We start from the raw sequence: 20,131 nt of genomic DNA on the forward strand, positions 1-20,131 counted from the left end.
CCGGCCGGGCCGGCCGCCCACGGCCGGCCCGCGCTCACAGCTGGGTCGGCTGCCGCTGGGTCAGCCCGTACTTGCTCGCGATCGAGTTCCACAGCGCGGCCGCCTTCACCTTCTGGGAGCTGGCGGTACCGCTCTCCGCGTTGCCGGCCGCGGTCTGGCCGGTGCCGCGGGCCTGGCCCTTGTGGCAGCCGTGCTTGCCCTTGACCTGGTCGGCCCAGGCCGCGTAGTGGTTGTCGGCGTTCGCGGAGGCCTGCCAGGCCTTGGTGAGGGCCGTGGTCAGCGCGGCGTTGTCCGGCAGCTTGTCGACGGACAGCTTGGACAGGCGGGTGACCAGCGCGGCCCGCTGCGTGGCGGCATTGCGCAGGTCGGAGGCGGAGCCGTCCAGGTTCTTGCACTGCTTCACGTTGGCCACGGCACTGATCACCGAGGCCCGGCTGCTGCCGCTGTCGGCGAGCAGCTTGTCCAGGGCGGCGGCCTGCGCCTTCCCCTGGTCGGCCGCGGCCGAGGAGGACCCGCCGGTGGCGGGCGCGGACGCGGCGACCGTCTGGCCGGGGTCGTCCGAGTCCCCGCCGCCTCCGCTGAACAGGGCACCGGCCCCGATCCCGAGGACGGCGATCCCGATCCCGACAGCCGCGATCAGCGGCACCTTCGACCTGCCGCCGCGACCGCCACGGCCACCGCCGTCATCGTCGTGGCCCTGGTCGTAGGAGGACGGGGGCGGCGTGTACGCCGGCTGCTGCTGGAAACCCTGCGGCTGCTGCGGGAAGCGCGGCAGCTGGGCCGTGGACGCGGCCGGGTGCCCGCCACCGGGCGTGCTGCGGAAGAGGTTGTCGAACTCGGCGGGCGGCTGCCGGTCCCCGCCCTGCTCGGCGCCGGCCTGATAGGGCGGGATGAACTGCGTGGCGTCGGCGTCGGAGTGCGCGCCTGGGGCGGACTGTCCGCCCCCGAAACCGGTCTGCTCGGGCGGCAGGGCGCCCGGACCTATCGGCGGTATCAGCTGGGTGGCGCCTTCGGGAGCGGCCGCCACGGGCGGGATGTACTGCGTGGCGCCCTCGTCCACCGGCGCGACGGGCACCGGCGGGATGTACTGGGTCGCGCCGTCGTCGGCGGAGGGCAGGGCCCCGGGGTACCCGCCGTGGCCGCCGTGCGGGACGGCGGGCGGCAGCGCCGCACCCTGGGCGCCGTAGGGGTCCTGGCCGCCGTAAGGCTGCTGGGGCTGGCCGCCGTAGCCGTAGGGCTGCTCGTAGCCGCCGCCGTACGACGGGGTGGACGCCCCCTCCGGGGGCAGCGGGCCGGCGCCGGGCGACCGGTACTGGCCGGCGTGGGACTGCGCGGCCTGGGCCTGCGCGGCGTGCGACTGGGCGTTCCAGGCGGGCGGCAGCTCGGGCGGCGGCTCCTGGGCGGTCCACTCCTGGGCGGCCGCCTGCGGCCAGCTCTGCTCGGGCTGCGGCGCGCCCTGCTGATGGCCGGGCCCCCACGGCTGTCCCCAGGCCTGGCCCTCGGTGGGCGCGGTGGCCGGGGCGGGCGCGGTCGGCTGTGCGGGAGGGGCGGGAACGCCCGTCATGCCCGGCAGCAGCGGCTCGCCGCCGTCGGAGGGCAGCACGATGCCTTCGCGCGCGGGCTCGCCCTGTCCACTCTGCGTCACCGGGACTCCTACTAATGGGGGACCTTGTGAATCGTCGGCTCACGCTACCGGGTCCCCCGATCCGGGTGCCACGCACCCGGTGGCGCAACCTCCTTCCCTGTGACAGCAGTAACAAAACCGCCCCGCGGTGCGCTGTATATGCCGCCTGTCGCACGGCAAGGTGGGGTTTCCCACACGTTCACGCAACCGCGGAGCATGAATTCATGCGGCTGCCTGCAGATCCAGCCGGGCGCCGAACTCCCTGACGACCGGTTCGTCCCGGAACGGCTCCAGGCGCTGCTGGAAGTCCTCCAGGTACTCGGCACCCCGGTTGGAACGGACCGTCCCAAGGAGTTCCACCGCCTTGAGCCCCGTGGCACAGGCCTGTTCGATCTCACGCTGCTGCACCTGCGCCGTGGCGAGGAGCACATAGCCGATCGCGCGGCGCCGCGCCCGCGTCGCCGGGTGCCCGGCCAGCGACTGCTCCGCGCTCCGCGCGGCCGCCTCGGCCTGGCCCAGGTCACGGTGGCAGTGCGCCAACTCGTCGGCGAGATAGGCCTCGTCGAAGTGCGCGATCCACGCCGGGTCGTCCCCGGACGACGGATCGGCCGCCTCCATCGCCGACATCGCGCGCCCCGACGCCAGTTGCGCGGAGCGCGCGTCACCCAGCAGCGCGTGCCCGCGGGCCTCGGCCGCGTAGAACATGGCCTCCGCGCGTGGCGTCACGCGTCCACGCGCCCCCTCCTGCGCCGCTCGCGCCAACTGGGCGATCTCCCGCGGGTTTCCGAGCTGGGCGGCGAGGTGGCTCATGGAGGCGGCCAGCACGTAGCCGCCGTAGCCGCGGTCGCCGGCCGCCTGCGCGAGACGCAGCGACTGGATGTAGTACCGCTGGGCGAGACCGGGCTGCCCGGTGTCGACGGCCATGTATCCGGCGAGCTCGGTGAGCCGCGCGACGGCCGCGAACAGCTCCCGCCCCACGGACTCCCGGTAGGACCCGGCGAGCAGCCCGGAGACCACGCTGTTGAGGTAGTGCACGACGACCGGGCGCACGTGCCCGCTGCCGAACTGGTGGTCCAGGTCGGTGAGCGCCTGGGTCATCGCCTTCACCGCCGCCACGTCCGACGGCCCGACCCGTGGCCCTGCCTGCCGCGCCACCTGCGCGTCGGGCGCCGAGATCAGCCAGTCCCGGCTGGGCTCGACCAGCGCGGACGCGGCGACGGAGGAGCCGGACAGGAAGTCCCGGCGGCCCACGTCACTGCGCCACAGCTCGCAGACCTGCTCGATGGCGCCCGGCACCGTCGGCGAGAACTGGAGGCCGACACCCGAGGCGAGGTTCTTGCCGTTGGCCATGCCGATCTCGTCGATCGTGACCGTACGGCCCAGCTTGCGTCCCAGCGCCTCGGCGATGATCGCGGGCGCGCGGCCCCGCGGCTGCTGTCCGCGCAGCCAGCGGGCCACGGACGTCTTGTCGTACCGGAGGTCGAGACCGTGCTCGGCGCCGCACATGTTGACCCGGCGGGCCAGCCCGGCGTTCGAGCACCCCGCCTCCTGGATGAGCGCCTGCAACCGTTCGTTCGGCTGCCGCGCGACAAGCGGCCTTGCGGCCATGGCGTACCCCCTGCGAACTCCCTGTAGGGAAAAGATCCGGCCTTGACGATCACTGCCCAGCGGACATACCGAAAATGCGGGACATGCGAGGATTGCCGGGTAAAAGCAGCGGCATCGCGGACAGGACCGCCGCCAACCCCCCACATGTGACTACCCGCTCACGCCCCGGTTCCTCCTGCGCGCCCCCACACGTGCATCCATGCGCCCCAGTTGCGGAAAAGATGCTCCTCCCCCGCGCGCGCTACGCCCGTAACTCCAGGTGGACGCGGGAGTTGTGATGAACGTGGAAGAGACGATCGTCGGCACCGAAGCCGCTCAGATTCCGAAGCAGCGCGGGGAATCGCTGCTGGAGACCGCCGTACGCTACGCCGAGGAGCGCCACTGGGACGTCTTCCCCGGCACCTGGCTGGAAGCGGTCCAGGGGGTGCAGTGCTGTTCCTGCGGGGAGGCCGCGTGCGCGGCGCCCGGCGCACACGCGGCGCGCCCGGACTGGGCGTCGCACGCGACCGGCAGCGCGACGGTGGCGCGCCGGATGTGGCAGAAGCAGCCGACCGCGTCGATCCTGCTGCCGACGGGGCGGACCTTCGACGCGTTGTCCGTCACGGAGACGGCCGGTTTCCTGGCGCTGGCCCGGATGGAACGGATGGAGCTGACGCTCGGTCCGGTGACGCTCACGCCGGACGGGCGGATGCAGTTCTTCGTGCTGCCGGGCGGCGCGGTGAAGGTGGCCGACCTGGTGCGGAGGCTGGGCTGGGCACCGGCGTCACTGGACCTCACGGCACTGGGCGAGGGCGCGTACGTGCCGGCGCCGCCGACGCGGCTGGGTTCTCGGGGTGCGGTGCAGTGGGCCTGCCGGCCGACACCGGCGAACCGGTGGCTGCCGGACGCGGAGGAGCTGATCTCGGCGCTGGCCTATGCGTGCGGGCGGGACAGGTAGCGCCCACGGGGTGCCGGGGTGCCGTGGTCGAGGCGGTGCGGCCGCGGGTGCGGCTGCGGGGTGGCCGGCCGCGCGGTTCCCCGCGCCCCTGAAGGGGGCGTCCACGCACCGTAGGGTGCTGGCATGACCGATGCCGTTCGTGTTCGTGGGCTCTGGAAGCGGTTTGGGCAGCAGGTGGCCGTCGGCGGGATCGATCTGTCGCTGCCCGCCGGGAAGTTCGTCGGGCTGGTCGGGCCCAACGGGGCCGGGAAGACCACCACCCTCTCCATGGCGACCGGGCTGCTCCGGCCGGACCAGGGGAGCGTCGAGGTGGTCGGCCACGACGTGTGGCGGGACCCGGTGGCGGTGAAGGCCCGGATCGGCGTACTGCCCGAGGGGCTGCGGCTGTTCGAGCGGCTCTCCGGACGTGAACTGCTCGGCTACAGCGGCCGGCTGCGCGGGCTGCCCGGCGCCGAGGTCGACAAGCGGGCCACCCAGCTCCTGGACGTGCTCGACCTCTCCGGCTCCCAGCACAAGCTCGTCGTGGACTACTCGACCGGCATGCGCAAGAAGATCGGGCTCGCGGCGGCTCTCCTCCACAACCCCGAGGTCCTCTTCCTGGACGAGCCGTTCGAGGGGGTCGACCCGGTGTCCGCGCAGACCATCCGGAGCGTCCTGGAGCGCTACACGGCCTCCGGCGCGACCGTCGTCTTCTCCTCCCACGTCATGGAACTCGTCGAGTCGCTGTGCGACTGGGTGGCGGTGATGGCGGCCGGGCGGATCCGCGCGACGGGCCCCCTGGAGGACGTGCGCGGGGCGCACGGCACCCTCCAGGCCGCCTTCCTCGAACTGGTCGGGGCCGGCGGCCGGGACGCCGGGTCGGACCTGGACTGGCTGGGCGGCGGTGCGGTCCGATGACGGACGTGACCGCCACCGTCGTACGGCTGAAGCTGTCGCTGCTGCGCAACGGACTGCGGCAGTCCGGCGGACGGCGGGCCGCGTTCGTCGTGTCGACGGTGCTCGCGCTGCTGTTCGGGGCGGTGCAGCTGCTGGGCCTGATCCTGCTGCGCGGCCATCCGCACGCGGAGGCCGTTGCCGTGCCGGCGACGGCCGTGCTGGCACTGGGGTGGACGGTGATGCCGCTGTTCTTCCCGAGCGGCGACGAGACCCTGGACCCGACCCGCCTGGTGATGCTCCCGCTGCGGCCCGGGCCGCTGGTGCGGGCCCTGCTGACCGCCTCGCTGGTCGGCGTCGGCCCGCTGTTCTCGCTGATGCTGCTGGCGGGCTGCGCGGTGTCCGTGGCGTACGGGCCGGCGGGCTACGGCGTCGCGGTCGTCGCCGTGGCCCTCGCCCTGCTGGTCTGCGTGGCCCTCGCACGTGCCGTGGCCGCCGCGAACGTACGCCTGCTCAGCAGCCGCAAGGGCCGTGACCTGGCGGTGCTGAGCGGGCTGGTCATCGCGATCGGCGCGCAGCTGGTCAACTTCGGCGCCCGCAGCCTCGGTTCGGCCGGGCTCGAAGAGCTCGCGCCGGTGGCCGGCGTGGTGCGCTGGCTGCCGCCGGCCGCGGCGATCGGCGCGGTGCACTCGGCGAGCGAGGGGTCGTACGGCACGGCCGCCGCGCAACTGGGCCTGACCGCGGTCGCGTCGGCGTTGCTGATCGGTGCCTGGGCGCGGACGCTGACCCGGCTGATGACCACACCGGACGGCTCGACGCTCCAGGCACCCGACCCGGCCGGCCGGACCCGTGCCTCCGACGGCGCGGTCCTGGGGCGCCTGCTGCCGGCCGGCCGCACCGGGACGGTCATGGCGCGCAGCCTGCGCTACGTCTGGCGCGACCCCAAGACCAAGGCCGCGTGGGTGACCTCGCTGGCCATCGGCCTGATCGTGCCCGTCTTCAACGCCCTCCAGGGCACCGGGTCGATCTACTTCGCGTGCTTCGCCGCCGGGATGCTCGGCATCCAGATGTACAACCAGTTCGGACAGGACACCTCCGCCTTCTGGATGGTCGCGCTGACCATCTCGTCCCCGCGGGACGCCTATGCCGAACTGCGCGGGCGGGCGCTGGCGCTGCTGGTGATCACCCTGCCGTACGCGACGCTGGTGACCGTCCTGACCACGGCCATGCTGGGCGACTGGCCCCGGCTGCCCGAGGTGCTCGGTCTGTCCCTCGCCCTGCTCGGTGCGATGCTGGCGACCGGCGCCTGGACCTCGGCGCGCTTCCCGTACTCCATCCCCCAGGAGGGCCACAAGAACGTCGCCGCGGGGCAGGCCGGCCTGGCCTGGATCGCGATCTTCGGCGGCATGGTCTCGGCGGCCCTGCTGTGCGCCCCGGTGATCACCCTGACGATCGCGCTGAACGTGAGCGCGGGGGGCCGGGAGTGGACCTGGGTGCTGCTGCCGGTGGGAGCGGCCTACGGGGCGGCGGTCACCTGGGCGGGGCTACGTGCGGCGGCACCGCGGACGGCGGCCAGTCTCCCGGAGATCCTGACCGCTGTCAGCAAGGGCTAGGGCCGCCCCTCACTCCCCCACCCGGTCGAGAAACGGCTCCACAGCCGCCCGCCAGGCCTCCGGCCGGTCGTACGGCAGCAGATGCCCCGCCTCGGCCACCTCGGCGTACTCTCCCCTGGAGAGGACCCGCACCATCTCCTGTGCCTCCGCCCGCCCCAGTTCCCCGTCCACCCCGCGCACGACCAGCGTGGGACACGGCACCTGGGCCAGTTCCTCCCAGTGGGCGTCGTACACCCAGGTCTCCCGGGACTTCAGCATCTGGTCGGGGTCGAACACGGGCCGCCAGCCGTCGGTGTGCTCGTGCATCACCTCGGCGTAGAACTCCCCGCGTGCCGGGTTCGGCCGCTCCACCCAGGGATCGTCCTCGCCGAACCACTTGCGCACGTCGGCGAGCGTGGCGAAGGGGAGGGGCCAGGACCTGAACCAGTCGGCCCACTCGCGCTGCGAGGCCGCGCCCAGCGCGGAGGCCCGCATGTCGCAGATGACCAGGCCCCGGACCAGTTCGGGGCGCTTCGCGGCGAGCTGCCAGGCGGTCAGTGCGCCCATGGCATGGCCGACGAGCACGGCCGGGCCGAGGTCCAGCTGCTCGATGGCGGCCGCGGCGTCCTCGACGTACGCCTCACGGGTGTACGCCGCCTGCGGGGGCTTGTCGCTCTGGCCGTGGCCGCGCTGGTCGAGTGCGACGGCGCGGTGCCGCTCGGAGAGCCAGCGGGCGGTGGAGGCCCAGTGCGAGGCACGGCCCATCAGGCCGTGCAGTAACAGCACGCCGGGGAACGACCGGTCCGGGGCGGAACGGTCACCGTGCGGCCGCGCCGAATCCTCCGTCTTGGGCGGGTCCGCGAACTCCCAGGCGGCGAGGTGTACGCCGCCGGCTCCTGTCACGTCGATGCGTCGTGCCATGAGCCTGGCACCCCCCTAGCTCCGCGTGCCTGCTGTCGCCTCGTAGCGCCTTGCGGCGCTTCGTGATGCTTCGGTACCGCCAGACTATCGAATACCTATTCGAAAATTGGGCCGCAGTGGGCAACACCCCTCGTTCGAGTGACCCCTCCCCAGGCATGATCGGCGCCACCAGGGGGATTTCTTCTGCGGGGGGCGGACCGCTCGGGGAAGACGGTCCGAGGGGATGACCCTGGGAGCTCGGGGCTCCGGGTCAGCTCTGGGGAGGACAGGCCCCGGCACCGAAAGGTGCCGGGGCCACCCCCAGGCCCGCTTCGACGCCTTCGGCACATCCTCCCCGCCCCCCTCAGGTCATATGCCTCTCGCGACAGCCTCGCACGCGAAACGTCTCTGCGCTGCGATTCGGAGCACTGAATCTTGGATTCGACACGTTCGACGGACCCCGCGGGCCCACCAGAAGGAGCCGTCAACTCCCTTCTGAACAGCCGGAGTTGAAAACCCCTCCGGTCCGCCCGCGGTCAGCGCTTGGCGACGAACACGTGGGAGGCGACGTCCGCCTCCAGCTCGGCAGCCTCGCCGCCGCTGCCCACCAGCACCCCGCCGGCCGCCTCCGTCACGCTCACCACCGAACCGGGCTGCACACCCGCCCGCCGCAGGGTGTACATCAACTGCGCGTCGGTCTGGATGGGCTCACCGATCCGGCGTACGACCACGGTCTTGCCGTCCGCACCCGGGTCCAGGTCGGCCAGCGACACCATGCCCTCGTCGAGGAACGGGTCCGCGCCGTCCTTCTCGCCCAGCTCCTCCAGGCCCGGGATCGGGTTGCCGTACGGCGACTCGGTCGGGTGCCGCAGCAGCTCCAGCACCCGCCGCTCCACCGCCTCGCTCATCACGTGCTCCCAGCGGCACGCCTCGGCGTGCACCTGCTCCCACTCCAGGCCGATCACGTCGACCAGCAGGCACTCGGCGAGCCGGTGCTTGCGCATCACGCGCGTCGCCAGCCGACGGCCCTCGTCGGTCAGCTCCAGATGGCGGTCGCTGGCGACGGACACCAGGCCGTCCCGCTCCATCCGCGCCACCGTCTGGCTCACCGTCGGCCCGCTCTGGTCGAGCCGCTCCGCGATGCGAGCGCGCATGGGGACCACGCCTTCCTCTTCGAGCTCGAGGATGGTGCGGAGATACATCTCCGTGGTGTCGATCAGTCCGGACATACGTGCCCCTCGATTACCTCTGCCGGAAGCCCGGCCGCGTGCGTGCGCTGGCCCTGTCACCAATTCTGCCGGATCCCACTGACAAGCGGGGGACGCGGGGAAAACAGGAGCCGGGCATATCGGCCCGCCGCTGCCGCCCCGGCCGTATTGACACCGAGATGGTCCAGACCGGAGGGTGATCCGCGACACAGACTTCCGTGACACGGACCATGGCGTCGACCGCGCAAAGGGGCACCGCATGAGCGACGGCACACCCGCCGACCTGTTCTTCGACGCCGCGATCGGACTCCTGCAACGCGTCCGCGACGAGGAGGCCGAGGCCATCACCGCCGCCGGCACCCTGCTCGCCGACACCGTCGCGGCCGGCGGCCGGCTGTTCGCCTTCGGCGCCGGGCACTCCTCGCTCGCCGCCCAGGACGTCGTCTACCGCGCGGGCGGCCTCGCCCTCATGAACCTGCTGGCCGCCCCCGGCCTGGTCGGCGTCGACGTGATGCCCGCGACCCTCGGCTCCCGCCTGGAACGTGTCGACGGACTCGCCACCGCCGTCCTCGACACCTCGCCCCTGCGCGCCGGCGACGCCCTCGTGATCATCTCCCTGTCCGGCCGCAACGCCCTGCCCGTCGAGATGGCCGTCAGCGCCCGCACCCGCGGCGCCAAGGTCGTCGGCGTGACCTCCGTGGCGTACGCGACGCAGACCGCCTCCCGGCACTCCTCCGGCACGTACCTCAAGGACCACTGCGACGTCGTACTCGACTCGAAGATCGCCATCGGGGACGCCGAGCTCACCCTCGACACCATCCCGGCCCCCTTCGCGCCCGCCTCCACGGTCGTCACCAGCGCCCTGCTCCAGGCGGTCCTGGCCACCACCGCGGCCACCCTGGCCGACCGCGGCATCGAACCCCCGCTGCTGCGCTCCGGCAACGTCGACGGGGGCCACGAGTGGAACGCCCGCGTCTTCGAGGAGTACCGCGACCGGATCTTCTACCAGCACTGAGGCGCCGCTAGCGCTCCTTCGCCAGCTGGGCCAGATCCAGCGCCGTGGCGATCCGCACCGCCACGTCCTCGGCGTACGTCGCGTCCACGCGCTCGAAGCGGCTGCGCCCCGACGCGCGCAGGAAGGTCAGCACACCCAGCGTCCGGCCCCGGCTGCGCAGCACCGCGCACAACGCGTGCACCGCGTCCCCCGGCCACTGCCGCTCCAGCGCCCACTCCCGCGCGCGGTCCGCCGGCACGTTCCCGGCGTCCGCCCGCACGCTTCCGGCGCGCGCCACGCACTGCAGCGCCGGATGCCCGTCCTCGTAGCGCACCGGCAGCCCCGCCGCGCCCGTGAGCAGGCTCGGCCCCGGCGCCCCGGAGGGTGTGGCCGCGATCCGCACCAGCCGTACCGGTCCGATCTCCCCGTCCGCCCGGGCGCCGCCCACCACGCGGTCGACCACCGCGTGATCGGCGAACCCGGCCAGCGCGAAGTCCAGATGGAGGGCGGCCGCCTCCACCGGGTCCTCGCACTCACAGGCCGCGCGGCCCGCACGATGCAGCTGGTTGGCGCGGAAGCGCAGCATGGCCGCCTCCTGCTCGGCCTGCTTGGCCTCCGTGACGTCCTGGAAGAGCCAGCCGACCCCGAGCGGCACCGGCTCCTCCGCGAGCGGCGACGCCAGCCGCAGGAACCCGGACCGCCAGCAGCGCCGCTGCTCGCCCTCCGCCGTCCGGACACTCACCCACATCTCGGCGGGCGCGGGCGGCGCGCCCTCGGCCAGCACATGCGTGAGCGCACCCTCCAGGTCCTCCACGCCCTGCGCGAGCAGTTCCCCGAGCGGGCGCCCCAGTGCCGGCGTACGCCCGGTCCCGAGCGCGCGCGCGGCGTACGCGTTGACGACGGCGGGCCGCAGATCCGCGTCCACGAGCACGACGCCCCAGGCCGCGTCCTCGAAGAGCGCCTCGCTCAGCGCGATCGACCGCTCCAGGTCGATCTGCGTGTGCACCTCGCTGAACGCGCAGTACACGCCCGCCGGCTTCCCGTCCGGGCCGCGCACGGCCGCCGACTGCGTCCGCACCAGCACCCGCCCGCCGTCCTTGGTGAGCAGCGCGAACTCGTGCACCTGGCGCCCCGGGGCGTGCATGGCCGACAGCAGCCGCCCCTCGACCTCGTCGGCGTCGGCCTCGCGCACCGCCCACCCGGCGAACCCGTGCCGGCCCACCGCCTCGGCCGCTGTCCACCCGAGGATCCGCTCGGCCTCGCGGTTCCAGTGCGTGACGAAGCCGTCCACGTCGAACGCGCACAAGGCCGCGTCCATGCCGTCGAGGAGCGCGGCGAGCAGATCGGACCCGCCCGAGTCCTCCGGACCTTCCCGCTCCGGCTCCGGCTCGGGCTCGTCGGGCCCCAGCTCGTCGGTGGTCCCACTACGCCGAGAAGCACTCACCTGGACCCCCATCAGGCTGCGTCCGCACGCACGGCGCGCCGGTTTCCCGCTGCCCTTCATTCAACTCGAACGTGACGCAGCCCACACCGTGTTCCCGCAAGATTGAAGGAATCGTTGCGAGCCGGCGCTCACAACCCGAGCCGAAGATCCACCCACTCATCGTCCCCTCCGTCGAGCACATACCGCTCCACCTCGACGAACCCGTGTCGTCCGGCGAACCGCAGCCCGTCCTCGTTGACCGCGAGCACACACGTCTCGACGGCCTCGGCGCCCTGCCCACGCGCGTGCGCGAGCCCACGCTCGTACAACGCCTTGCCGAACCCCCGCCGACGAAACCCCGGCAGCACCCGCGCGATCACCGTCACCGCCCCGTCGGCCGCCGGCCGCACGGTCGAACACCCCACGAGCACGTCCCCCAGGTACGCGTTCTCCAGGCGATACCCCCGCACCAGCCGCTCCCGCGCCTCCTCGGCCGACATCGCGGCCGGCGGCACGACGAGGTTGTGCGCATACCGCCACTCCTCCAACGCCGCCGCGTCGTCCGCGCCCACCACGACGAGCCTCAGGTCCCCACCCATGCGTCCCCGCCTCTCCTGGCGTCCGGCCGGGCGGAAACGCTAGCTGGGCCGGTGGCACGGCATCCACCGAAAATCCCTTGAGCACCGCCGGTCCGCTTCGTAAGGTGTGGGGTACCGAGGAAAGGAGGTGGTTCGGAGCATGTATGCACACCGGACGTCGGAGGTGGCTGCGGGCTAGCGCCCGTCACCACACCAGTGCGGTGCCGGACCCGCGTGCACGAGATGTACGCAGCCGGCCAATCCAACGCAGTCACCCGACCCGCGAGCTCGCCGGTACGTCCGGCCGGCTTCTCCGTCTGCAGGCGGAGGGACCAGAGCTCGCGGGTCGTCTGCGTTCCCGGGTCAGGGGCTGAGGCGTTCCACGTGCCAGGTGCCGTCGGGGGCGGCCACGTAGCGCAGGCGGTCGTGGAGCCGGTTGTGGCGGCCCTGCCAGAACTCGATCGTGCGGGGTTCGACGCGGAAGCCGCCCCAGTGCGGCGGGACCGGGACCTGTTCGCCCTCGGGGTAGCGGGCGCTCAGGTCTGCGTAGGCGGTCTCGAGTTCGGTGCGGGACCGGATGACCGAGGACTGGGCGCTGGCCCAGGCGCCGAGCTGGGAGCCGTGCGGGCGGGTGCGGAAGTAGGCGGTCGTCTCGTCGCGGCCGGTGCGGCGGGCGGTGCCGGTGACGATGACCTGGCGGGCCATGGCGTGCCAGGGGAAGAGCACCGAGACATGCGGGTTCGCGGCGAGGTCCCGGGCCTTACGGGAGTCGTAGTTGGTGTAGAAGACGAAGCCCTGGGCGTCGTACCGCTTCATCAGGACCGTGCGTGAGCTCGGGCGGCCGTCGGCGTCGGCGGTGGAGACGACCATCGCGTTGGGTTCGTAGATCACGCCGTCGTCGGCGGCCCGCGCGGCCTGTTCGAACCAGTGGGTGAACTGGTCCATGGGGTGTGCGGGCAGGTCGTTCTCGTCGAGGCCCTCGGCCCGGTAGTGCTGGCGCATCGCAGCGGGGTCACGGTCGGTCACGCGGTCATCCTGCCGCATGCGCACAGGGGGGGCGGGCCCCAGGTGGCGCAGACCCCACGGTGGCACTGAGTGCCGCTGGGCTCCCCAAGTCTGGCACTCGGAGTTATGGTGCAGATGCCTCCGCCGTACACCTCACCGAGGAGCCGCCCCATGTCCGACTTCGTACCTGGGCTCGAAGGAGTCGTCGCGTTCGAGACGGAGATCGCCGAACCGGACAAGGAGGGGGGCGCTCTGCGGTACCGGGGCGTCGACATCGAGGATCTGGTCGGGCACGTCTCGTTCGGGAACGTCTGGGGGCTGCTGGTCGACGGCGCCTTCAATCCCGGTCTGCCGCCCGCCGAGCCCTTCCCGATCCCGGTCCATTCGGGTGACATCCGGGTGGACGTCCAGTCCGCGCTCGCCATGCTCGCCCCCGTGTGGGGGCTGAAGCCGCTCCTCGACATCGACGCGGAGCAGGCCCGGGACGACCTGGCGCGGGCCGCGGTCATGGCGCTGTCGTACGTCGCCCAGTCCGCCCGCGGGCAGGGTCTTGCGATGGTGCCGCAGCGGGAGATCGACAAGGCGAACTCGGTGGTGGAGCGGTTCATGATCCGCTGGCGGGGGGAGCCGGATCCCAAGCATGTGGCGGCCGTGGACGCGTACTGGACGTCGGCCGCCGAGCACGGGATGAACGCGTCGACCTTCACCGCGCGGGTCATCGCCTCCACGGGCGCGGACGTCGCCGCCGCGCTGTCGGGTGCGGTGGGGGCCATGTCAGGGCCGTTGCACGGGGGCGCGCCGTCCCGGGTGCTCGGGATGATCGAGGAGATCGAGCGGACCGGGGACGCCGAGGCCTACGTCAAGGGTGCGCTGGACCGCGGCGAGCGGCTGATGGGGTTCGGGCACCGGGTGTACCGGGCGGAGGATCCGCGGGCGCGGGTGCTGCGGCGGACGGCGCGGGAGCTGGGGGCGCCGCGGTTCGAGATCGCGGAGGCGTTGGAGAAGGCGGCGCTGGAGGAACTCCACAACCGTCGGCCGGATCGTGTGCTCGCCACCAATGTGGAGTTCTGGGCGGCGATCATGCTGGACTTCGCGGAGGTGCCGGCGCACATGTTCACGTCGATGTTCACGTGTGCGCGCACCGCCGGGTGGTCGGCGCACATTCTTGAGCAGAAGCGGACGGGGCGGCTGGTGCGGCCGTCGGCGGAGTACGTGGGGCCGGGGGTCAGGAAGCCGGAGGACATCGAGGGGTTCGCGGACATCGCCCACTGAGCCGTGGGGGCCGGTCGCGCGGTTCCTCCCCCGGCCTTCGGCCGGGCGTGCCCCCAGCGCCCCTGAAGAGCGGCCCTTCGGGCCCTGCTCTTCAGTCCAGCGCCTCGTCCAGGAGGCGCGCCCACTGCGCCACCACCCGCTCCCGTCTCGCCTTGTCGTCCGTCAGGAGGTTGGCGAGGCCGAGGCCTCTCGCCATGTCCAGGAGTCCCTGGACCGTCTCCCGGGTGCCGGGGCGGGATTCGTCGGCGCCCAGCAGGTCCACGGCGATGCGGTGGGTCTCGCGGCCGACACGGGCTTCCAGTTCGGTGACGCGGGGGCGGAGCTGGTCCTCGTCGGAGGCGGCGACCCACAGGTGGAGGGCGGCGCGGAAGAGCGGGCCGGTGAAGAGGTCGACCAGGGCCGAGACGACGGCTGTGCGGTCGGCCGAGGCGCCATCGGGAAAGAGGCCCCGGATCGCGGTGGAGCGTTCCTCGGCGACGTATTCGACGGCCGCCGTGAAGAGGTCCTCGCGGGTGGGGAAGTGGTGCTGGGCGGCGCCCCGGGAGACGCCCGCGCGTTCGGCGACGACGGCGACCGTGGAGCCCGCCCAGCCGTGTTCGGCGAGGCAGGCCACCGCGGCTTCCAGGAGCCGTTGCCGGGTGGCCCGGCTGCGGTCCTGCTTCGGCGCGCGTTCCGCCGTACTCACACCACCCACGCCGCGTCCCGTCGTTCGAGGAAGGCAGTCATCCCCTCGCGGGCCTGCTCGGAGGAGAACAGCCGGGCCGAGAGTGCGGTCAGGGTGGCCGCGTCCCGGTCGAATGTCTCCAGCACCCTAGCCGTGAGCAGCTGTTTCGTCTCGGCCAGGGCCCCGGGGGCGGAGCGGCGCAGTCCGTCGAGGACGGGTTGGAGGGCCGTGTCCACGTCGTCGGCCGCGGCGGTGAGGAGGCCCAGTCGGACGGCCTCGGGCGGGCCGAAGCGTTCCCCGGTGAGGTAGTAGCGGGCCAGGACGCGGGGGTCGGCGCGCGGCAGGAGGGTCAGGGAGATCACCGCGGGGGCGACGCCGATGCGCACCTCGGTGAAGGCGAAGGTGGACGCGGCGGACGCGGCGGCGATGTCGCAGGCGGCGAGGAGACCGAGGCCGCCCGCGCGTACGTGGCCGGAGATCCGGGCGACGACCGGTTTCGGCAGCTCGACGATCTGGCGCAGGAGCTGGACGAGGGCGTCGGGGTGGGGCGGGTCGCGCAGGTCGGCGCCGGCGCAGAAGGTCGTCCCGGTGTGGGTGAGGACCACCGCGCGGACGTCGGGGTCCTTGGCACAGTCCGTGAGGGCCTCGGCGAGTTCGGCGACGAGGGCGGCGGACAGGGCGTTGCGGGTGGGCACGGAGTCGAGGCTGAGGGTGGCGACGGCACGCTCGCGTGTCTGTCCGATCAGTGTCATGAGCCCTCCTCGGGTTCCGCGGCCTTCGCGAGCGCGCGCAGTTCGCGGCGGAGTATTTTCCCGGAGGCCGCGCGGGGCACGCCGGCGACGAAGCTGACCTTGCGGACGCGTTTGTAGGGTGCGACGCGTTCGGCGACGTACAGCATGGCCTCGTTCTCGGTGAGGTCGGTGGCGGTGGGCTGGCGGACGACGAAGGCGTGCGGGATCTCGTTGCCGTCCTCGTTGTAGGCGCCGATGACGGCGGCGTCGGCGATGCCGGGGTGGGTGAGCAGGAGTGCCTCCAGTTCGGCGGGGGCCACCTGGAAGCCCTTGTACTTGATGAGTTCCTTGACCCGGTCGACGACGAACAGCCAGCCGTCCGCGTCGGCGTGACCGACGTCCCCGGTGTGCAGCCAGCCGTCGCTGTCGATCATCGCGGCGGTGGCGTCGGGGCGGCCGAGGTAGCCCTTCATGACCTGGGGGCCGCGGATGAGGATCTCGCCGGGTTCGTCGGTGCCGAGGTCCTTGTGCGGGTCGTCGAGGGAGACGATCCGCATCTCGGTGCCGGCGATGAGCCTGCCGACGGTGCCGGGCGGTGCGTGGTGCATGGCGTCGAGCGGGACGACGTGGGTGCCGGGTGAGAGCTCCGTCATGCCGTAGGCCTGTCCGACGGGCGGCAGGCCGAGTCGCTCGGAGCAGGCGGCGGCCAGGCGGGCGTCCAGGGGCGCCGCGGCGCTCATGACGTACTTCAGGGAGGACAGGTCGTACTGCTCGACCAGCGGGTGCTTGGCGAGGGCGAGGACGATCGGCGGGGCGACGTACAGGCCGGTGATGCGGTGGTTCTGGATGGCGGCGAGGAAGGTCTCCAGGTCGAAGCGGGGCAGTACGACGACGGTGGCGCCCATGCGCAGGGGCGCGTTCATGAGCGCGGTGAGGCCGTAGATGTGGAAGAGCGGGAGGACGGCGAGGATGCGGTCGCCGGGGCCGGTGGGGACGGCGGGTTCCAGCTGGGCGAGGTTGGTGGCGATCTGCCGGTGGGTGAGCATCACGCCCTTGGGGACGCCGGTGGTGCCGGAGGAGTACGGCAGTGCGGCGACGTCCTCGGCGGGGTCGATGTCGACCTGTGGTTCGGGGGCGTCGCCGGCGAGCATGTCGATCAGCGAGCGGTGTCCGGGTGCGCTGTCGCAGACGAATATCTCCGCCACGCCGCCGGCGAGTTCGGCGGCCCGGCGGGCGGCCTCCAGCAGGGGTGAGACGGTGACGATCCAACGGGCCGCGGAGTCCCGGAGCTGTTTTGCGAACTCCTCGGGGGTGGCGAGGGGGTGCACGGTGGTGACGGCGGCACCCGCGCGCGTGGCCGCGTAGAACGCGGTCGGGTAGGCGACCGTGTTGGGGCTGTGCAGGGCGAGTACGTCGCCCCTGCGGACGCCTGCGTCGGCGAGTCCGGCGGCGATCCTGCGGTGGAACCGGTCCAGTTGTTCGTAGCTGAGGGTGGTGCCGTCGGTGCCGTCGATCAGGGCGGGCGTGTTCCCGAACGCGGCGGCCCGGCCCAGCACGGCCTCGTGGATGGGGAGTTCTACGGGTGGAACGTCTGCGTACGCGCTGCGGAACACGGTTCCTCCAAGGCGGCCTAGTACGACTTGGGCAGGCCCAGGGTCTGGTGGGAGACGTAGTTGAGAATCATCTCCCTGCTCACCGGAGCAATACGAGCCACGCGCGCGGCTGTTATCAACGAGGCGAGCCCGAATTCCCGGGTGAGTCCGTTGCCGCCGAGGGTGTGCACGGACTGGTCGACCGCGCGTACGCACGCCTCGCCCGCCGCGTACTTGGCCATGTTGGCGGCCTCGCCCGCGCCGATGTCGTCCCCGGCGTCGTAGAGGTGGGCCGCTTTCTGCATCATCAGGTGCGCCAGTTCGAGGTCGATGTGCGCCTGGGCGAGGGGGTGCGCGATGGCCTGGTGGGCGCCGATGGGGGTCTTCCAGACGGTGCGGTCGCGCGCGTACTCGATGGCTTTGGACAGCGCGTAGCGTCCCATGCCGATCGCGAAGGCGGCTGTCATGATCCGCTCCGGGTTGAGTCCGGCGAAGAGTTGCAGGAGGCCGGCGTCCTCGTCGCCGACGAGCGCGTCGGCGGGCAGCCGTACGTCGTCGAGGACGAGTTCGAACTGTTTCTCGGCGGCGCTCAGTTCCATGTCGATGGGCTGCTTGTGGAAGCCCCCGGCGTCGGTGGGGACGATGAACAGGCAGGGCTTGAGCCGTCCCGTGCGGGCGTCCTCGGTGCGGCCGACGATCAGGACCGCGTCGGCGATGTCGACGCCGGAGATGAAGACCTTGCGGCCGGTGAGCAGCCAGTCGCCGGTGTCGGGGTCGCGGCGGGCGGTGGTGGTGATGCGGTGGGAGTTGGAGCCGGCGTCGGGTTCGGTGATGCCGAAGGCCATCAGGCGGGAGCCGTCGGAGAGTCCCGGGAGCCAGGCCCGCTTCTGCTCCTCGGTGCCGAAGCGTGAGATGACGGTTCCGCAGATGGCGGGCGAGACCACGAGCATGAGGAGCGGGGAGCCTGCGGCGCCGAGCTCTTCGAGGACGATGGAGAGATCCGTGATGCCGCCGCCTCCGCCGCCGTACTCCTCGGGGAGGTTGACACCGAGGTAGCCGAGTTTTCCGGCCTCCTGCCAGAGCTCGGTGGGGGCGCGGCCCTCCGCGACGGTCCGGGTGATGTAGTCGCGGCCGTACTTCTTGCCGAGGGTGGCCACCGCTTCGCGGAGTGCCTTGTGCTCGTCTGTTTCGATCTGGCTGGTCAACGTGGCTCCTTCGCGTGCGGGTCGTATGTGGTTGCTCGCGCAGTTCCTCCCCCGGCCCTCGGCCGGGGGTGCCCCCAGCGCCCTAGGGCGCTTGGACCACCGCCAGCAGGGCGCCGGGCTCCACCTGTCGCCCGACCGCCACGCGCAGCTCGCTCAGCGTGCCGGTGACCGGGGCGGTGATCTGGTGCTGCATCTTCATCGCCTCCAGCCACATCAGCGGCTGTCCGGACTCCACCGAGGCGCCTTCCGCCAGCCCCTCCGCGATCCGTACGACCGTCCCCGGCATCGGGGCCAGCAGCGAACCCGGTGCCAGCTGGGCCTTCGGGTCGGGGAAGCGCGGGAGGGCGGTGAGGGCGGTGCTGTTGACGTGGACCTGGCCTCCGTAGGCCGACACCTCGAACTTGCGGTGCACGCCGTCGATGTCGAGTACGACCAGACGCGCGCCGGCGTGCACGACCCGCACACCGTCCGCCGTGAGGCCCTCGCGGGTGTGCCGGTAGTGGACCTCGTGCTCCTCGCCGGCCATCAGGTAGCGCTTGGTCTGCGGATGGGCGTGGACGTTGCGCCAGCCGCCGAAGCGGGAGCGGCCGTGGGCGTCCGCCAGGGCGGCGGCGAGGGGGGCGTACGGGTCGGCGGCGGGCGCTGTGAGGGTGGTGAGGGCGCGGTCGTAGAAGCCCGTGTCCATGCGGGCCGCGGTGAACTCCTCGTGGCGCAGGGAGCGGACCAGGAGGTCGCGGTTGGTGGTGGGCCCGTGCAGGGTGGCCTGTTCCAGGGCGTGGGCCAGTTTGCGCAGGGCCTCCGCACGGGTGGGGGCGTGCGCGACCGCCTTCGCGAGCATGGCGTCGTAGTGCACGCCGATCTCGTCGCCGTCGGTGTAGCCGGTGTCCAGGCGGACGCTGCCGGGGACGGCGAGGCGGTGCAGGGTGCCGGTCTGCGGGGCCCAGTCGCGGGCGGGGTCCTCGGCGTACAGGCGCGCCTCGACGGCGTGGCCGTGCGGGTGCGGGGCTTCGGGCGCAAGGGCGTGGCCCTCGGCGACGCGGATCTGTTCGGCGACCAGGTCGAGGCCGAAGACGGCCTCGGTCACGGGGTGTTCCACCTGGAGGCGGGTGTTCATCTCCAGGAAGTACGCCTCGGTTCCGGCGACGAGGAACTCGACGGTGCCGGCGCCCACGTAGGAGACGGCGCGGGCGGCGCGTACGGCCAGCGCGTACAGCTCCTTCGTGAGCCCTTCGGGGAGACCGGGCGCGGGCGCCTCCTCGATCACCTTCTGGTGTCTGCGCTGGAGTGAGCAGTCGCGGGTGCCCAGCGGCCAGACGGTGCCGTGCGCGTCGGCGAGGATCTGCACCTCGACGTGGCGGCCGCGTTCGATGTAGGGCTCGACGAAGACCTCGCCGTCGCCGAAGGCGCTGGCGGCCTCGGCGCTGGCGCCCTCCAGCGCGGCGCTCAGCTCGTCGAGGCGCCGCACGACGCGCATCCCGCGCCCGCCGCCGCCCGCCGCCGCCTTCACCAGCACCGGCAGGTCGGACTCGGTGACCTCGCCGAGCGGCGCGATCCCCATCAACTCCTTGGCGCGCGTCTTGGACGCCATCGCCTCGATCGCCTCCGGCGGCGGCCCGATCCAGACCAGGCCGGCGTCGAGGACGGCACGGGCGAAGTCGGCGTTCTCGGACAGGAAGCCGTAGCCGGGGTGCACGGCGTCCGCGCCGGCGCTCACGGCGGCCTTCACCACCAGCTCGCCGCGGAGATAGGTGTCCGCGGGCGTGGCGCCCGGCAGCCGTACCGCGGTGTCGGCCACGCGCGCGTGCAACGCGTTCTCGTCGGCGTCCGAGTGCACGGCGACGGTCTTGATGCCGAGTTCGGCGCAGGTCCGGAAGATCCGGCAGGCGATCTCGCCCCGGTTGGCGACCAGCAGAGTCGAAATCATG

Annotated in this window: 17 protein-coding genes; 5 read left to right on the forward strand and 12 right to left on the reverse strand. The window is 72.7% G+C overall.

Annotated features, from left to right (window positions below):
- Nucleotides 1–34: 34 nt before the first annotated feature.
- A complete protein-coding gene (locus ACZ4O3_RS14775; RefSeq protein WP_467722336.1) occupies nt 35–1,645 on the reverse strand; it encodes a hypothetical protein in 1,611 nt (536 codons plus the stop codon).
- Nucleotides 1,646–1,846: 201 nt separating this feature from the next.
- A complete protein-coding gene (locus tag ACZ4O3_RS14780) occupies nt 1,847–3,232 on the reverse strand; it encodes a transcriptional regulator (RefSeq protein WP_467722337.1) in 1,386 nt (461 codons plus the stop codon).
- A 274-nt stretch (nt 3,233–3,506) separates the two neighbouring features.
- On the opposite strand from ACZ4O3_RS14780, the gene ACZ4O3_RS14785 reads away from it, so the two are divergent.
- From ACZ4O3_RS14785 to ACZ4O3_RS14795, 3 genes are all read left to right on the forward strand, one after another.
- Nucleotides 3,507–4,169 carry a bifunctional DNA primase/polymerase gene (locus tag ACZ4O3_RS14785; RefSeq protein ID WP_467722338.1) on the forward strand — a complete coding sequence of 221 codons (663 nt, stop codon included), beginning with the start codon at nt 3,507–3,509 and terminating at the stop codon, nt 4,167–4,169.
- A 123-nt stretch (nt 4,170–4,292) separates the two neighbouring features.
- Nucleotides 4,293–5,066 (forward strand): ABC transporter ATP-binding protein, encoded by a 774-nt coding sequence (locus ACZ4O3_RS14790; protein WP_467722339.1) that lies wholly within the window; start codon nt 4,293–4,295, stop codon nt 5,064–5,066.
- Nucleotides 5,063–6,655, forward strand: coding sequence for a transporter (locus ACZ4O3_RS14795; RefSeq protein ID WP_467722340.1), 1,593 nt, complete (start codon nt 5,063–5,065; stop codon nt 6,653–6,655). The genes ACZ4O3_RS14790 and ACZ4O3_RS14795 overlap by 4 nt, the downstream gene beginning before the upstream one ends.
- A gap of 9 nt (nt 6,656–6,664) precedes the next feature.
- On the opposite strand, the gene ACZ4O3_RS14800 is transcribed toward ACZ4O3_RS14795, so the two are convergent.
- Together ACZ4O3_RS14800 and ACZ4O3_RS14805 are read right to left on the reverse strand one after the other, a co-directional pair.
- Entirely contained in the window at nt 6,665–7,555 is an 891-nt protein-coding gene (locus ACZ4O3_RS14800; RefSeq protein ID WP_362729502.1) for an alpha/beta fold hydrolase, read from the reverse strand.
- Nucleotides 7,556–8,070: 515 nt separating this feature from the next.
- On the reverse strand, nt 8,071–8,763 hold the full coding sequence (locus ACZ4O3_RS14805) for a metal-dependent transcriptional regulator (RefSeq protein ID WP_351321325.1): 693 nt from the start codon (nt 8,761–8,763) through the stop codon (nt 8,071–8,073).
- A 238-nt stretch (nt 8,764–9,001) separates the two neighbouring features.
- Here ACZ4O3_RS14805 and ACZ4O3_RS14810 point away from each other — a divergent pair, with 238 nt between their 5' ends.
- Nucleotides 9,002–9,757 carry an SIS domain-containing protein gene (locus ACZ4O3_RS14810; protein WP_384987049.1) on the forward strand — a complete coding sequence of 252 codons (756 nt, stop codon included), beginning with the start codon at nt 9,002–9,004 and terminating at the stop codon, nt 9,755–9,757.
- Nucleotides 9,758–9,764: 7 nt separating this feature from the next.
- On the opposite strand, the gene ACZ4O3_RS14815 is transcribed toward ACZ4O3_RS14810, so the two are convergent.
- From ACZ4O3_RS14815 to pdxH, 3 genes are all read right to left on the reverse strand, one after another.
- Nucleotides 9,765–11,180 (reverse strand): PAS domain S-box protein, encoded by a 1,416-nt coding sequence (locus ACZ4O3_RS14815; RefSeq protein ID WP_467722341.1) that lies wholly within the window; start codon nt 11,178–11,180, stop codon nt 9,765–9,767.
- Nucleotides 11,181–11,308: 128 nt separating this feature from the next.
- On the reverse strand, nt 11,309–11,758 hold the full coding sequence (locus tag ACZ4O3_RS14820) for a GNAT family N-acetyltransferase (protein ID WP_467722342.1): 450 nt from the start codon (nt 11,756–11,758) through the stop codon (nt 11,309–11,311).
- A gap of 342 nt (nt 11,759–12,100) precedes the next feature.
- Nucleotides 12,101–12,781, reverse strand: coding sequence for a pyridoxamine 5'-phosphate oxidase (gene pdxH, locus ACZ4O3_RS14825; RefSeq protein WP_467722343.1), 681 nt, complete (start codon nt 12,779–12,781; stop codon nt 12,101–12,103).
- Between the two features lie 132 nt (nt 12,782–12,913).
- Here pdxH and ACZ4O3_RS14830 point away from each other — a divergent pair, with 132 nt between their 5' ends.
- Entirely contained in the window at nt 12,914–14,014 is a 1,101-nt protein-coding gene (locus ACZ4O3_RS14830; protein ID WP_362720720.1) for a citrate synthase 2, read from the forward strand.
- A gap of 91 nt (nt 14,015–14,105) precedes the next feature.
- Here the strand turns inward: ACZ4O3_RS14830 and ACZ4O3_RS14835 are convergent, their stop codons facing one another.
- From ACZ4O3_RS14835 to ACZ4O3_RS14855, 5 genes are all read right to left on the reverse strand, one after another.
- Nucleotides 14,106–14,708 carry a TetR/AcrR family transcriptional regulator gene (locus tag ACZ4O3_RS14835; protein WP_362720717.1) on the reverse strand — a complete coding sequence of 201 codons (603 nt, stop codon included), beginning with the start codon at nt 14,706–14,708 and terminating at the stop codon, nt 14,106–14,108.
- The gene (locus ACZ4O3_RS14840) at nt 14,696–15,430 is read right to left on the reverse strand and encodes an enoyl-CoA hydratase family protein (protein WP_362720714.1); all 735 of its coding nucleotides are present in this window, start codon (nt 15,428–15,430) and stop codon (nt 14,696–14,698) included. The genes ACZ4O3_RS14835 and ACZ4O3_RS14840 overlap by 13 nt, the downstream gene beginning before the upstream one ends.
- Nucleotides 15,427–17,022: a 4-coumarate--CoA ligase family protein gene (locus ACZ4O3_RS14845; protein WP_467722344.1), complete on the reverse strand. Its 1,596-nt coding sequence runs from the start codon at nt 17,020–17,022 to the stop codon at nt 15,427–15,429. Before ACZ4O3_RS14845 ends, ACZ4O3_RS14840 begins: the two co-directional genes overlap by 4 nt.
- A 17-nt stretch (nt 17,023–17,039) precedes the next feature.
- On the reverse strand, nt 17,040–18,206 hold the full coding sequence (locus ACZ4O3_RS14850; RefSeq protein ID WP_467722345.1) for an acyl-CoA dehydrogenase family protein: 1,167 nt from the start codon (nt 18,204–18,206) through the stop codon (nt 17,040–17,042).
- Nucleotides 18,207–18,288: 82 nt separating this feature from the next.
- A complete protein-coding gene (locus ACZ4O3_RS14855; protein ID WP_467722346.1) occupies nt 18,289–20,130 on the reverse strand; it encodes an acetyl/propionyl/methylcrotonyl-CoA carboxylase subunit alpha in 1,842 nt (613 codons plus the stop codon).
- Nucleotide 20,131: the final 1 nt, after the last annotated feature.

It is taken from the genome of Streptomyces sp. NPDC026515 (genome assembly GCF_055567595.1).

Bases quoted from the DNA above. Each gene is read 5' to 3' on its own strand.
- ACZ4O3_RS14780 (WP_467722337.1), bottom strand. From the start codon at position 3,232: ATGGCCGCAAGGCCGCTTGTCGCGCGGCAGCCGAACGAACGGTTGCAG.
- ACZ4O3_RS14790 (WP_467722339.1), top strand. From the start codon at position 4,293: ATGACCGATGCCGTTCGTGTTCGTGGGCTCTGGAAGCGGTTTGGGCAG.
- ACZ4O3_RS14795 (WP_467722340.1), top strand. From the start codon at position 5,063: ATGACGGACGTGACCGCCACCGTCGTACGGCTGAAGCTGTCGCTGCTG.
- ACZ4O3_RS14800 (WP_362729502.1), bottom strand. From the start codon at position 7,555: ATGGCACGACGCATCGACGTGACAGGAGCCGGCGGCGTACACCTCGCC.
- ACZ4O3_RS14805 (WP_351321325.1), bottom strand. From the start codon at position 8,763: ATGTCCGGACTGATCGACACCACGGAGATGTATCTCCGCACCATCCTC.
- ACZ4O3_RS14810 (WP_384987049.1), top strand. From the start codon at position 9,002: ATGAGCGACGGCACACCCGCCGACCTGTTCTTCGACGCCGCGATCGGA.
- ACZ4O3_RS14820 (WP_467722342.1), bottom strand. From the start codon at position 11,758: ATGGGTGGGGACCTGAGGCTCGTCGTGGTGGGCGCGGACGACGCGGCG.
- pdxH (WP_467722343.1), bottom strand. From the start codon at position 12,781: ATGCGGCAGGATGACCGCGTGACCGACCGTGACCCCGCTGCGATGCGC.
- ACZ4O3_RS14830 (WP_362720720.1), top strand. From the start codon at position 12,914: ATGTCCGACTTCGTACCTGGGCTCGAAGGAGTCGTCGCGTTCGAGACG.
- ACZ4O3_RS14840 (WP_362720714.1), bottom strand. From the start codon at position 15,430: ATGACACTGATCGGACAGACACGCGAGCGTGCCGTCGCCACCCTCAGC.
- ACZ4O3_RS14855 (WP_467722346.1), bottom strand. From the start codon at position 20,130: ATGATTTCGACTCTGCTGGTCGCCAACCGGGGCGAGATCGCCTGCCGG.